This window comes from Thalassorhabdomicrobium marinisediminis (genome assembly GCF_003072065.1).
Lineage (GTDB): Bacteria > Pseudomonadota > Alphaproteobacteria > Rhodobacterales > Rhodobacteraceae > Octadecabacter > Octadecabacter marinisediminis.
Genome location: NZ_QCYG01000004.1, coordinates 268,832 through 280,959, shown reverse-complemented (window position 1 = coordinate 280,959; position 12,128 = coordinate 268,832). Strand labels below are relative to the sequence as shown.

General features: G+C 65.4%; 9 protein-coding genes. 5 read left to right on the top strand and 4 right to left on the bottom strand.

All coding sequences use genetic code 11. The features are described 5' to 3' along the window. Nucleotides 1–57: 57 nt before the first annotated feature. Nucleotides 58–765, bottom strand: a complete 708-nt coding sequence (locus tag DC363_RS07785) for an anti-sigma factor (RefSeq protein WP_158270846.1) — start codon at nucleotides 763–765, stop codon at nucleotides 58–60. After that, nucleotides 762–1,304 carry a sigma-70 family RNA polymerase sigma factor gene (locus tag DC363_RS07780; protein ID WP_108640660.1) on the bottom strand — a complete coding sequence of 181 codons (543 nt, stop codon included), beginning with the start codon at nucleotides 1,302–1,304 and terminating at the stop codon, nucleotides 762–764. The genes DC363_RS07785 and DC363_RS07780 overlap by 4 nt, the downstream gene beginning before the upstream one ends. Nucleotides 1,305–1,452: 148 nt before the next feature. Between DC363_RS07780 and cobS the strand changes: the two genes are divergently transcribed. The 4 genes from cobS (at nucleotide 1,453) to DC363_RS07760 (ending at nucleotide 6,575) form a co-directional block, all read left to right on the top strand. After that, nucleotides 1,453–2,442 carry a cobaltochelatase subunit CobS gene (gene cobS, locus DC363_RS07775; protein ID WP_108640564.1) on the top strand — a complete coding sequence of 330 codons (990 nt, stop codon included), beginning with the start codon at nucleotides 1,453–1,455 and terminating at the stop codon, nucleotides 2,440–2,442. A gap of 10 nt (nucleotides 2,443–2,452) precedes the next feature. Further along, the gene (cobT, locus tag DC363_RS07770; RefSeq protein ID WP_108640563.1) at nucleotides 2,453–4,327 is read left to right on the top strand and encodes a cobaltochelatase subunit CobT; all 1,875 of its coding nucleotides are present in this window, start codon (nucleotides 2,453–2,455) and stop codon (nucleotides 4,325–4,327) included. A 65-nt stretch (nucleotides 4,328–4,392) separates the two neighbouring features. After that, nucleotides 4,393–6,210: an aminopeptidase P family protein gene (locus tag DC363_RS07765; RefSeq protein ID WP_108640562.1), complete on the top strand. Its 1,818-nt coding sequence runs from the start codon at nucleotides 4,393–4,395 to the stop codon at nucleotides 6,208–6,210. 23 nt (nucleotides 6,211–6,233) lie between these two features. Continuing rightward, nucleotides 6,234–6,575, top strand: a complete 342-nt coding sequence (locus DC363_RS07760) for a DUF427 domain-containing protein (protein WP_108640561.1) — start codon at nucleotides 6,234–6,236, stop codon at nucleotides 6,573–6,575. Here DC363_RS07760 and DC363_RS07755 read toward each other — a convergent pair. After that, nucleotides 6,572–8,257, bottom strand: a complete 1,686-nt coding sequence (locus DC363_RS07755) for a chloride channel protein (RefSeq protein ID WP_108640560.1) — start codon at nucleotides 8,255–8,257, stop codon at nucleotides 6,572–6,574. The two genes, DC363_RS07760 and DC363_RS07755, sit on opposite strands and share 4 nt — an antisense overlap. 220 nt (nucleotides 8,258–8,477) lie before the next feature. Here DC363_RS07755 and DC363_RS07750 point away from each other — a divergent pair, with 220 nt between their 5' ends. Next, nucleotides 8,478–10,229 carry a bifunctional helix-turn-helix transcriptional regulator/alpha/beta hydrolase gene (locus DC363_RS07750; RefSeq protein WP_108640559.1) on the top strand — a complete coding sequence of 584 codons (1,752 nt, stop codon included), beginning with the start codon at nucleotides 8,478–8,480 and terminating at the stop codon, nucleotides 10,227–10,229. Nucleotides 10,230–10,470: 241 nt separating this feature from the next. On the opposite strand, the gene recN is transcribed toward DC363_RS07750, so the two are convergent. Next, on the bottom strand, nucleotides 10,471–12,120 hold the full coding sequence (recN, locus tag DC363_RS07745; RefSeq protein ID WP_108640558.1) for a DNA repair protein RecN: 1,650 nt from the start codon (nucleotides 12,118–12,120) through the stop codon (nucleotides 10,471–10,473). Nucleotides 12,121–12,128: the final 8 nt, after the last annotated feature.

The window sequence follows — 12,128 nt, the reverse complement described above, 5'->3', positions numbered from 1 at the left end:
AGGAGTTTCAGATGTTTCAGAGGCTCACCGCGCTGTGAGACTGGCGTGACCTCAGCGCTAGATCCGGCTGACCGGACCGGCGGCCAGAACCGACCCCGTCGCGGTGCCGTCCGGTGCGCCGCCGATCGGTTCATCCGTGATCGCAAGGACCGCGTCGCCAAGCGTCGCACGCAGATCGGCGGGCACTGTGAATTCTGCGATGCGGCGGTCCTGCGGCAAGACACCAAGCGAGATCGGCGCGGCCTCTCCGACGATGATCCAGAGCTCAAGATCGCGGCCGGGCGGACGTTCCCCGATCTGGCGCTCGACGAACAGGCGCCCCCCCTCGTCTACATAGGCGGCGGCGACGACAAGGCTGCGATCCTCGGCTGCAAGCTGGGCCGTCATCGTGGCGGTGGGGCCGGGCTGGTCCTCAAGCACGCCGAAGTCCAGCGCCACCAGCAGAACAAGTGCCGCTGCCAATGCACCGAAGACCGCGTGCAGCAGGCCAAGCTGACGCCACAGGCGGCGGGGGCCGGAGCCATAGGCGCGGGCTTCAATCTGTTGGAATAAACCCGCAGGCGGCGTCACGGGCGCGATCCCCTCGGTCAGGCTGGCAAACCGTTTGTCCCAGGCCTCAACCCGATCGGCAAAGGCCAGATCGGTGCGCGCGCGGCGTTCGGCTTGGGTCTGCTCCTCTCCGCTCAGCAGACCAAGGCTCAGCTCGGCGGCGAGCATCTCGTCGCCGTCGGGGCCGTCCTGATATGGCAGGTCTGCATCGGTCATCGGGTCAAACAGTCTTTCAAACTCATCAGGCTGCGGCGCAGCCATGTTCGCATGGTGTTGAGCGGCACATCGTGGCGCGCCGCCAGATCGGCGTAGGTGTCGCCGTCAAGATAGGCGCCACGCACGGCGGCCGCCCGATCCGGCTTCAGCTCATCCAGGCAGCCATCGATCCGCGCCCGGTCCGAGGCGTCAATGGCAAGCGCTTCGGGGCCCTTGGCGCTGTCGGCCACCTCGGGGGCCTGATCCAGCGGGGTGGCGGGCCGGTCCCGGCGCAGCCGGTCGATCGCCCGGTTGCGGGCGACGGTGGCCAGCCATGTGATCGGACTGGCCCGTCCGGCGCGGAACGACGACGCCCCACCCTGCCACAATCGCAAATATACATCCTGCAAGACATCCTGTGCTGCTGCGCGGTCCTTTAAGACACGCAGGATGATCCCGAAAAGTTTCGCAGAGGTTGCCGCATAGAGCGCTTCGAACGCAGCACGGTCCTGCATCGCCACGCGCAGGATCATCTTTTCGATGTCGCTTCGTGTTGTCATCCGCACCTCGGCCCGCTGTGCCGCCACCATGGCAGATCGAACGGCAGGCGCAAGCGCGGCGCGGGCCTTCCCCTTGCGGCTGGGCGCTATATGTTGCAAGTCAAACAGCAACAGTCCCGAAGAATTCTTGTTAAGCAAAGGCAGCTAAATGGCCGACGGCACCCTCGACCCGATGATGAAACCCACCGAAGAGATTTCCGTGCGCGAAGTCTTTGGCATCGACACCGACATGAAGGTGAAGGCCTTTGCCGAAGGCACCAGCGACCGCGTGCCCGCGATTGATCCGACCTACAAGTTCGATCCCGACACGACCTTGGCGATCCTTGCGGGCTTCGGCTACAATCGCCGTGTCATGGTTCAGGGTTACCACGGCACGGGTAAATCGACGCATATCGAACAGGTCGCCGCGCGGCTGAACTGGCCCTGTGTGCGGGTGAACCTCGACAGCCATATCAGCCGGATTGATCTGATCGGCAAGGATGCGATCAAGCTGCGCGACGGCGTGCAGGTGACTGAATTTCATGAAGGAATCCTGCCTTGGGCCCTGCGCAACCCGGTCGCCATCGTGTTCGACGAATACGACGCGGGCCGCGCCGATGTGATGTTCGTGATCCAGCGCGTGCTTGAAACCGACGGCAAGCTCACGCTGATGGACCAGAACGAGATCATCACCCCGAACCCCTATTTCCGCCTGTTCGCTACGGCTAACACCGTTGGTCTCGGGGACACGACGGGCCTCTATCACGGCACCCAGCAGATCAACCAGGCGCAGATGGACCGTTGGTCGCTGGTGGCGACGTTGAACTATCTCAGCCACGACGCGGAAACCGCCATCGTGCTGTCCAAGGCACCGACCTTCAACACCGACAAGGGCCGCAAGATGGTCAGCCAGATGGTGACTGTTGCCGATCTGACCCGCACGGCCTTCATGAACGGCGACCTTAGCACCGTCATGTCGCCCCGCACCGTCATCGCCTGGGCCGAGAACACGCGCATCTTCCAGGACGTGGGCTATGCCTTCCGGCTGTCCTTCCTGAACAAATGCGACGAGCTGGAACGCCAGACCGTGGCCGAATTCTACCAGCGCTGCTTTGACGAGGAACTGCCCGAAAGCGCCGCGAGCCTGAGCCTCGGGTAAGCAGGTCATCATGAGCAAACCCAGCGACAACCCAGCCGATCCGTTCAAGAAGGCGCTTGCCGAGGCCACGAAGGTCATGGCGGACGATCCGGAGTTGACGGTCAGCTTTACCGTCGACCCTCCGGGGGCGACGGCCGAGACCGTGCGCCTGCCGCAGGTGAGCCGCCGGATGACGCGGGACGAGGTGTTGATCGCGCGCGGGACGGCGGATGCCTATGCCCTGCGCCACAAATACCACGACGCGGGCGTCGCCGCGAAATACATGCCGCAGGGGCAGATGGCGCAGGACCTTTACACCGCGATGGAGAATGCGCGGGTCGAGGCTGTGGGCGCGCGGCACATGCCGGGCACGGCGGGCAACATCGACGCCAAGATCGGCAATGAGGCGCTGCGCAAGGGCTATGACCAGATCAAGGACGCCTCCGAAGCGCCGCTGGCGACCGCGGCGGGCTATCTGATCCGCCACATGGCCACGGGCCGCGACATGCCGCGCGGTGCGGCCAATGTGATGGACCTGTGGCGCGGGTTCATCGAGGACAACGCGGGCGGCACGCTGGAAGGGTTGGAAGACACCCTTGAGGATCAGACCGCCTTCGCCAAGTTCGCCCGTCAAGTCATCGCCGATATGGGCTACGGCGACCAGCTGGGCGACGATCCGGACGACATGGGCGACGACGAAGACGAGGCGGAGGCCTCGGACGAAGAGGATCAAGAGCCCGAGTCCACAGGTGAGGACGACGGCGACGAGGACGAGACCGAAGGCACCCCCGAACAGTCGCAGGAAGAACAGCAGGACACCGCCGAGGCGCAGGTCTCGATGGATGACACCGCCGAGAGCGACATGGCCGAAGAGGCCGAGATGCCCGACGGCGAGGCCCCGATGGAGCCCCCCGCCCCGCAGCCCATCTCGGACGCGGACCCGAACTATATCGTCTATACCACTGAACACGATGAGGAAATCGGCGCCGAGGAGCTGGCGGAACCGGCCGAGCTGGAACGGCTGCGGGCCTACCTCGACCAGCAGCTTGAGCCGTTGAAGGGTGCGGTCTCACGTCTGGCGAACAAGTTGCAGCGACGCTTGCAGGCGCAGCAGAACCGGTCGTGGTCGTTCGATCAGGAAGAAGGCATTCTCGACGCGGGGCGTTTGGCGCGGGTGGTGGCGAACCCGACCACGCCGCTGTCCTTCAAGGTCGAACAGGACACCGAGTTCCGCGACACCTGCGTGACGCTTCTTCTCGACAATTCTGGCTCCATGCGGGGCCGTCCGATTTCCATCGCCGCGATCTGCGCCGATATCCTGGCACGGACGCTTGAACGGTGTTCGGTGAAGGTCGAAATCCTCGGGTTCACCACGAAAGCCTGGAAAGGCGGGCTGAGCCGCGAGGAATGGCTGGCCGAGGGGCGCCCGCAACAGCCCGGCCGCCTCAATGACCTGCGCCACATCATCTACAAGAGCGCCGACGCCCCTTGGCGGCGCAGTCGCGACAACCTTGGTCTGATGATGAAAGAGGGGTTGCTCAAGGAGAACATCGACGGCGAAGCGCTGGAATGGGCGCACCGGCGTCTGGCCACCCGCCCCGAGGCCCGCAAGGTGCTGATGGTGATTTCCGACGGCGCGCCGGTGGATGATTCCACCCTGTCGGTGAACCCTGCGAACTACCTCGAGAAACACCTGCGCGACGTGATCGCCATGGTCGAGAAACGCCGCGCGGTCGAACTCGTCGCCATCGGCATCGGCCATGACGTGACCCGCTATTACGACCGCGCGGTGACGATCACGGACGTGGAACAGCTGGCCGGTGCGATGACGGAACAGTTGGCGAGCCTGTTTGACAACGATCCGCGCAAACGGGCGCGGGTGTTGGGGATGCGTAAGGTCGGCTGACGGGATCGCTTGTGGGTGATGTGCGCCTCCGGCGGGGATATTTTCAAAGCAAAGATGAGGCGGGTATGTTTCAAACCTTCGACGTGACCTCAACGCCGGAGACCGGCCCGGCCCGGTTGCAGGCCCTGCGCGCGGAGATCGCCCAGCGCGGGTTCGATGGCTATCTGGTGCCCCATGCGGACCGCTTTCAGGGGGAATATACCGCGCCCAGCGATGAGCGGCTGGCGTGGCTGACCGGGTTCACCGGGTCGGCGGGCTTCTGCGCGGTGCTGCCGGACGTGGCGGGCGTCTTCGTCGATGGACGCTACCGGGTGCAGGTGCGCAGCCAGGTGGCGGATGTGTTCACGCCGGTGCCCTGGCCCGAGGTGCAATTGGCCGATTGGCTGAAGGAAAAAATGCCAGACGGTGGAAAGTTGGGGTTCGATCCGTGGCTCTACACCGTCGCACAACTGCGCGACCTGCGCGACGGTTTGGAGGGGCCGGCGATCACGCTTGTACCGAGCGACAACCTTGTGGACGTGGTCTGGACCGACCGCCCCGCCCCGCCGCGCAACCCGGTCAAGGTGCAGCCGGTCACCCGCACCGGGGAGGCGTTTTCCGACAAGTGCCGGTGGTTGGCCGAAGCGCTGGAACAGGCCGGACAGCGCCAGGCGTTCATTGCACTGCCGGAGTCGATCTGTTGGCTGTTGAACCTGCGCGGCAGCGACATTCCCCGCAATCCGGTGTTCCACGCCTATGCGGTGCTGGCCTGGACCGGCGATGTGCACCTGTTCACCGATGCGCAGATCGATGCGCAAGTGCGCGCCCATCTGCAGTCGGGCGCGATTGAGGTGACGCTCCATCCGCTGGCCGAGGTGGTCCCCTATCTGGCCGGGCTTGACGGGGCCACGGTCCAGATCGACCCTGCCTCAACGCCGCAGGCCATTCTGGACGTGTTGGACGGGCGCGACGCGGCAAAAGTCGTCGAAGCGCAAGATCCTTGCATCCTTCCCAAAGCCCGCAAGACCGAGGTTGAGATCGAAGGAAGCCGCGAAGCGCACCTGCGCGATGGGGCGGCGATGGTCCGCTTCCTGGCCTGGCTGGATGCTAAGGCACCCTCAGGCGATCTGACCGAGATCGACGTGGTCCGCAAACTCGAAGAGTTTCGCCGCGACACCAACGCCTTGCAGGATATCTCGTTCGAGACAATCGCCGGGGCCGGGCCGAATGGCGCGATTGTCCATTACCGGGTGAACGAGCTGACCAACCGCGTAGTCCATCCCGGCGAAGTGCTGCTGGTGGATTCCGGGGGGCAATACCTTGACGGCACAACAGACATTACCCGCACCGTAGCTATCGGCGACGTGGGCGAAGAGGAGCGGACCAGTTACACCCGCGTTCTGCAGGGCATGGTCGCGATCAGCCGGGTGCGCTTCCCCAAGGGCGTGCGCGGCTCGGACCTTGATGCTTTGGCGCGCTATCCCTTGTGGCTGGCCGGTCAGGACTATGATCACGGCACCGGGCACGGGGTCGGGGCGTATCTGTCCGTGCATGAGGGGCCGCAGGGGCTGTCGCGCCGGTCCAGAACGCCCCTTGAAGCGGGAATGATCCTGTCGAACGAGCCGGGCTATTACCGCGAAGGGGCCTTTGGTATCCGGATCGAGAACCTGATCGTCGTGCGCCCCGCTCCGGCCTTGCCCGGCGGCGATGCCGGGCGCGAGATGCTGCATTTCGAGACGCTGACCCATGTGCCGCTGGACCGGCGTCTGATTGATGTGACGTTGCTGTCCCATGACGAACGCGCTTGGATTGACCGCTACCATGCTGATACGCTGGCGCTGATCGGACCACGGGTGGAGGGGTCGGCCCTAGAGTGGCTGACCGCCGCCTGTGCGCCGCTTTAACAACATTTGGGAGAATTGAGACTATGGCCGAGAAGATCACTATTGCGCCTGCCAAGGGAAATTGGGTCGTGCGCGCGGCGGGGGCGGTTCTGGGGGAAAGCCGCCGCGCACTGACACTGTCCGAGGGGGACCATCCGGATGTGATCTATTTCCCGCGTGAGGATATCTCGATGGCGCTGTTCGACCGCTCCGAGACGACGTCGCACTGCCCGCTGAAGGGCGAGGCGCGGCACTACAATCTGGCGGCCAAAAGCGGCACCGTGACCGATGCGGCGTGGTCTTACGAGGATCCCAAGCCCGAGGTGGCCGAGATCAAGGGCTATCTGGCGTTTTACGGCGACAAAGTCGCGGTCGAACAGGTCTAGGAATGTTCTTCTGCCGCCGTGGCTGACAAGGCGCGGTTGAACGCGCGCAGGGCATCCACCTGAAACAACGCGCCGCGCAGGTCCGGCGGGCCGTCGCCTGCGGCTGTCACCACAACGGGGATGAAGCTTGAGCCAGTGGATTCCAGCAGCGGCATCGCGCGGTCAAGGGTCATGTCTTCCGAGACATAGGTGCCTTCGCGGATCAGTGCCGCGCAGGCGTCGGGATCGGCCGCGCGCGGGTGATCCATGCTGCGCATGACGCTGGCCACCTGAAAGGTGCTGAGCAGATAGGCCTGCGGGCCGGCGGCAAGGTGGACGCCGCGCCGCTCGAGCTGGCTGAGAAAGAAGCTGCGATCCACCAGCCGCGAGGCCAGCGCCGAGGACAGCGAGACCGAGACCATCACCGCGATGCCCGTTTGCCAGTCGCCGGTCAGTTCGAACACGATCAACGTGGTCGAGATCGGCGCGCCCAGAACCGCCGCGGCCACCGCCCCCATTCCGGCCAGCGCATAGAGCGTGCCCTCGCCCGAGACATCGGGGAAGAGGCCGGTGGCCACGATGCCGAAGGCCAGACCGGTCAGCGCCCCGACCATCAGCGACGGAGAGAACACGCCGCCCCCCATGCGCCCCGCCATGGTAATCGCCACCGCGACGATCTTGATCGCCACGAAGACCACGGCCTCGTGCATCAAGAGCCGCCCGGTGAGCGCGTCCGACGTCGTCTCATAGCCGACGCCGATGATATGCGGATAGAAGATCGCCAATGCGCCCAGCAAGGTGCCCGCCACCACCGGGCGCAGATAGCGCGGCAGCTTCAGCCGCGCCTGCACCGCGTTGCCGATCCCGTCGGCCCAGAAGATTGACCGCATGAACACCACCGAGATCACGCCGCAGAGCAGGCCCAGCAGCAGGAAGGCGGGCAATTCACCGTAAAAGGTGATGACGTCCTGATTGGGGATGCGGAACTCGGTCACGTCGCCGAAGACCAGCCGGTTGATGACGGTCCCGGCGACCGAGGCGATGACAATGGGCGCGAAGGCATGAACGGCAAAGTGGCGCAGCACGACCTCAAGCGCGAAGAGCGCCCCGGCGATGGGCGCGTTGAAGCTGGCCGAGACCGCCGCCGCCACAGCACAGCCCAGAAGGTCGCGCCCGGTGATCCCGTCGGCGTTGATCCAGCGACTCACGTAGCTTGAGATCAGCGCCGCAAGGTGGACGACCGGCCCTTCGCGCCCCGTCGAGCCCCCGGTGGACAGCGTGATGAAAGACGCCGCGGTCGAGGCCAACCCCTTGCGCCGCGACACGCGCCCGTCGTAAAGTGCGGCCCCTTCGATCACGTCGGCCACCGAACGCACCTGATTGTCATCGGTATAGCGGTTCAGGATCAGGCCCACGGCCAGCCCCCCGGCCATCGGGATCAACAGGATCCACCACCAATCCAGCGCCGACGCGGCGGAATGCAGGTGCGCGACGTCGTCGGTTCCATAGAGCCAGGTCTCGATGGCTTCGATGCCGAAGCGAAAGGCGATGGCGCCCAGCCCCGCCGCGATCCCGACGAGCAGCGCGATGAACCAGAACTGCACCTCGCTGGGGCCGCGCGTGCGCACGATGCCCCACGCCCTGCGCCAGACCCGAAGGGCATCCCGCAGCCCCCGTCTGATCCAGGACCCCTGTTCGGCCATGTCGTTCCCCCGGTCTGGTGCGGCCCTGCGACGGGCCGTGCGTGCCTGTGTCGTTGTAAGCGGCTCTACCCCCCTGCGGCAGAGCGCGTTGCCAGTGTTAGGGGATCGCCGCACGGGGGCCAACCCCGTTCTGGTAGCCCCTTTGGACAGGCCGCCCGCGCCCAAGGGTGACCCGGGCCGCCCTTTCGGCTATGATCTCCCTCGGGAGTAGGAAAAGCGTATGGATCGGAAGACCGACCCTTCGACCGATGACGTGATCGACCGCATCTATGAGGTGGCGGTGGACCCGTCGCGGTACGAGCGGCTTCTGGATCATTGGGAAGCGATGATCGCCCCCCGGCGGACCGGAGCACCGACCCGGCCGCCGGAGGTCGTCGGGCTTGACGCTCTTGCCGGGCACCTGGAGCGGGCGGATCAGGTCCTCGACCGGGTGATTGCCAGCGACCGGGCCAAAGGACCGCAGCCGTTGCTGGACGCGATCGAATGTTCCGCCGCCTTCGCCATCGACCACGGGCTGCGCGTGGTTGCCTGCAACCAGGTTGCGGCTGACCTGTTCGAGCTTCAGGGCCGACCGGCTGCGCGGGATCTGTCCCTTCCCGGCGGGGCCGCGGGCGAGATATCCGATCAGGCGGCGCGTTTGTTTCGCACCGCTTGCGACGCACCCGTGGTGATCCGCGCCCGGTCTGACGGCTGCGGGCGGGTGATCGTGTTCCACCTGCGCCGCGCCGAGACCGGAGACGGGGAGAGCTATGTGCTTGTCATCTCGTCGGATGTGCATTGGCCTGACGGGTTCTCGGACATGCTGCGCGGGGCCTTTGATTTGACCCCGGCGGAGGCGGATGTGCTGCGCCTGCTCACGCGGGGCCAGACGTTGCAACAGATCGCCGAGACGCGCAGCCGCAGTCTCGACACGGTGCGCGCGCAGCTCAAGTCCATCATGGCCAAGACCGAGACCCGCAGCCAGACCGAACTGGTGCGCCTGACCCTTTCAACGTTGGAAATTACGCATTTCTCGCATCAGGCGACCCGGGCCGAAACCGAACTGTCGCGGGGCTATGACCGGCTTGCGCCGCTGCCTTTCCAGCGTCTGACACTGCCCGATGGGCGCCGGATGGATTTTCTGATCCTTGGGGATACGGCCGGGCGGCCCCTGCTCTATTCGCCTTTGGATTACGGGTTGGTGCGCTGGCCCGCCTCGGCCGAGGCCGAAGCCGCCCGCCGGGGCATCCGGGTGATCGTGCCGGTGCGTGCGGGCTACGGCAGCTCAGACCCGATCCCGCGCGCGGCGCCTTACGTGCCGCAGCTTTGCGACGATCTCGCGGCCCTTCTGGACCATCTGGGCGTGGCGCGGGCCCCCTTCCTGACGCTGGGCGGGGACAGTCACATCGCCGCGCGGTTCAACAGCCTTCACCCCGAACGCATGACCGCGCTGGTCGCCTGCGCCGGGGTTCTGCCACTGACCCGGACCGAGCACTACGAGCGGATGGACAAATGGCATCGCTTCATCCTCGCCGGCGCCCGTTTCACGCCGCATCTGCTGCCATTCATGGTGAAAGCGGGCTTCGCGCTCGCTCACAAACTGGGAAAGGTCGGGTTTCTGAAAGCGGTTTACAGCAAGTCCCGCGCCGATATGCATGCCATCGCGGATGCGGAGATCCGCGAGGCCCTGCTTGTGGGGTCGGACGTGGCCCTCTCGGACACCCACAGCGCCCATGACGCCTTCGCGCGCGAGGTGATCGCCCATGAAACCACCGACTGGACCGACGCCGTCCGCGATCTGGAAGACCGTGTTCCCGTGACCTTTATGAACGGGTTGCAGGACCCGCAGGTTGCGCCCGAGACCTTGGCGGATTTCAAGCAGGATTATCCGTGGATCGACTTCGAGGTTTTTCCCGACGCAGGGCAGCTATTGTTCTTTGCCAACTGGCAAGCGGTGCTTGACCGGCTTGAGCCGCATCTGGCGGCGCGGTGAAATTACCCTGTTTGGGGTAAGCGGGCCCTGCGCGAATTGCCTAACGTGATGGTCATAGAAAGACTCGCTTTTCCACCCGGTCCCACGGACCCAGAACTGATTACCGCTCCGGTGATGCGCTGCACCGTAACACTTTTATTTCAAACGAACGCCGAGAGGTCGGCGCAGGATACGGCCGCAGGATGGCAATGACGCGGGTATTGCAGCGTTAAACATCAGGCGGCCGGTTCTGTTGTGGGTGTCAGGCGACCAACAGGGCCTTGGCTGCGGCGCGGGCTTCCTCGGTGATTTTGTCGCCCGAGAGCATCCGGGCGATTTCGTCGATCCGCTCCCCCTCGTGCAGGCCGACGACCGTGGACAGGGTCGCATCCTTCGTCTGACGTTTCTCCACCCGCCAATGATGATCGCCCAAGGCTGCGACCTGTGGGCTATGGGTGACGACCAGAACCTGCCCCTGCGCGGCCAGTTGCGACAGCCTGCGGCCCACCGCGTCGGCCGTAGCGCCGCCAACGCCGCGGTCGATCTCGTCGAAAATCAGCGTCAGACCGGATTGCGGGCCGGTCAGGCAGACCTTCAGCGCCAAGAGGAAACGGCTTAGCTCCCCGCCCGAGGCGATCTTGCCGATGGGGCCGGACGGCGCGCCGGGGTTGGTGGCGACGGTAAAGGCCACCTCATCCACGCCGTCCGGGCCAGCGGTTTGCTCGGTCACCTCCGTAGTAAAAACCGCGCGCTCCATCTTCAGCGGCGAGAGCTCTTTCGCCATCGCTTTGTCGAGCTTCGCCGCCGCTGCGCGGCGGGCCGAGGTGAGCGCTTCGGCCTGCGCATCATAGGTGGCTTGCGCGTCGCGCACCGCGGCTTCGAGATCGATCAGGTCGGTCGCCCCCCGGTCGAGCGCCTCAAGCCGGCTGCGCAGACCCTCGGCAAAGGTGCCCAGATCGTCCGCCAACACGTCATGTTTGCGGGCCAGACCGCGGATCGCAAAAAGCCGTTCTTCGACCATTTCCAGCTCGTGAGGATTAAAGGCGAGCGCGTCGATACAGGCCTCCACGCCGCTTTGCGCCTCGCTCAGCTCGGTCATTGCGCGGTCCAGCGCGGCCAGCGCGCCCTCAAGCGTGCCATCGGCCTGCCCGGCGGCATCGGCCAGCCAACGGGCGGCATCGCCCATGTTGCCTTCGGCCCCGTCGAGCCCCAGCGCCTGCTGGGCTTTCATGATGTCTTCGCCAATCTTCTCGGCGGCCTGCATGCGCCGGCGTTGCTGGTCGAGTTCGGCATCCTCGCCCGGTTCCGGCGACAGCGCATCGAGTTCAGCCACCGCGTGGCGCAGGTAATCCTCTTCCGCGCGCAGGGCGGCCACGTCGGATTTGGCCTGCTCCAGCGCCGCGCGCGCTTCAGCCAAACTGCGCCAGGCTTGACGCACCTTCGCCACCTTGCCGGTCAAACCGCCGAAGTCATCCAGCAGCAACCGGTGTCCGCGCGGGTTGAGCAGGCCCCGATCATCGTGCTGCCCGTGCAACTCGACCAACGTCTCCGAGACGGCCCGCAAAATCTCTCCGCTGACCCGGCGGTCGTTGATCCACGCGGTCTTGCGGCCATCGCGGGTGTTGACGCGGCGCAGGATCAGCGCGTCGTCATAGGCAAAGCCCGCCTCATTCAGCACTGCCCAAGCAGGATGGCTTTCGGCCAACTGGAATTCGGCCACAACCTCACCCTGAGCCGCGCCCTGCCGCACAAGTTCGGCCCGCCCGCGCCAGCCCAGAACGAAACCCAAGGAATCCAGCAAGATCGACTTGCCCGCGCCCGTCTCACCGGTGAGCACGTTCAGACCCGGCTGGAACGCAAGCTCCAGCCGGTCAATGATCAACATGTCCCGAATATCAAGGCTGCGGAGCATTGCGCCTA

What these genes read in the sequence shown, in the direction of transcription:
- recN (WP_108640558.1), bottom strand. Translation starts at nt 12,120, where the DNA reads ATGCTCCGCAGCCTTGATATTCGGGACATGTTGATCATTGACCGGCTG.
- DC363_RS07785 (WP_158270846.1), bottom strand. Translation starts at nt 765, where the DNA reads ATGACCGATGCAGACCTGCCATATCAGGACGGCCCCGACGGCGACGAG.
- DC363_RS07750 (WP_108640559.1), top strand. Translation starts at nt 8,478, where the DNA reads ATGGATCGGAAGACCGACCCTTCGACCGATGACGTGATCGACCGCATC.
- cobS (WP_108640564.1), top strand. Translation starts at nt 1,453, where the DNA reads ATGGCCGACGGCACCCTCGACCCGATGATGAAACCCACCGAAGAGATT.
- DC363_RS07760 (WP_108640561.1), top strand. Translation starts at nt 6,234, where the DNA reads ATGGCCGAGAAGATCACTATTGCGCCTGCCAAGGGAAATTGGGTCGTG.
- cobT (WP_108640563.1), top strand. Translation starts at nt 2,453, where the DNA reads ATGAGCAAACCCAGCGACAACCCAGCCGATCCGTTCAAGAAGGCGCTT.
- DC363_RS07780 (WP_108640660.1), bottom strand. Translation starts at nt 1,304, where the DNA reads ATGACAACACGAAGCGACATCGAAAAGATGATCCTGCGCGTGGCGATG.
- DC363_RS07765 (WP_108640562.1), top strand. Translation starts at nt 4,393, where the DNA reads ATGTTTCAAACCTTCGACGTGACCTCAACGCCGGAGACCGGCCCGGCC.
- DC363_RS07755 (WP_108640560.1), bottom strand. Translation starts at nt 8,257, where the DNA reads ATGGCCGAACAGGGGTCCTGGATCAGACGGGGGCTGCGGGATGCCCTT.